This is a genomic window from Microbacterium sp. K24, assembly GCF_004794465.1.
GTDB lineage: Bacteria > Actinomycetota > Actinomycetes > Actinomycetales > Microbacteriaceae > Microbacterium.
The window spans coordinates 1-779 of sequence record NZ_SSDJ01000082.1; the positions used below are offsets into that span (position 1 = coordinate 1).

The window sequence follows — 779 nt, forward strand, 5'->3', positions numbered from 1 at the left end:
GCGCTCGATCTGCTGCATCGTCGTGTCCATCAGGGTGCTGGACATCTGATCGAGATCACCGCCGAGGTGCTCCGCCAGGTGGATGCCGAGACCGGCAAGCCGCTGGTCGACGTCATCCTCGACCAGGCCGGCGCCAAGGGCACCGGCGCGTGGACCGTGCAGACCGCCCTGTCGCTCGGGGTGCCCGTGTCGGGCATCGCGGAGGCCACCTTCGCCCGCTCGCTGTCGTCGCACCCGGAGCAGCGCGCCGTCTCCGCCACCCTCCCGGGCCCGTCCGAGAAGTTCGACGTCGCCGACGAGGCCGCCTTCATCGAAGACGTCCGTCTCGCGCTGTACGCGTCGAAGATCGTCGCGTACTCCCAGGGCTTCGACGAGATCCGCGCCGGTGCCGCCGAGTACGGCTGGAACATCGACCTCGGTGCGATCTCGAAGATCTGGCGCGGCGGCTGCATCATCCGCGCCCAGTTCCTCAACCGCATCGCCGACGCGTACCAGGCCGAGCCCGAGCTGCCGGTGCTGCTCACCGCGCCGTACTTCACCGAGGCGATCACTCGCGCCCAGGCCTCCTGGCGTCGCGTCGTGATCGCAGCAGCCCAGGCCGGCATCCCGGCTCCTGCCTTCTCGTCCTCGCTGTCGTACTACGACGGCATCCGCGCCGACCGCCTCCCGGCCGCTCTCGTGCAGGGCCAGCGCGACTTCTTCGGCGCGCACACCTACAAGCGCATCGACAAGCCGGGAACGTTCCACACGCAGTGGTCGGGCGACCGCACCGAGATCGA

Annotated in this window: 1 pseudogene; it reads left to right on the top strand. The window is 69.7% G+C overall.

Annotated elements, in window-relative coordinates:
* Positions 1-779, top strand: a pseudogene (locus tag DW306_RS06290) (NADP-dependent phosphogluconate dehydrogenase); the annotation flags it as partial.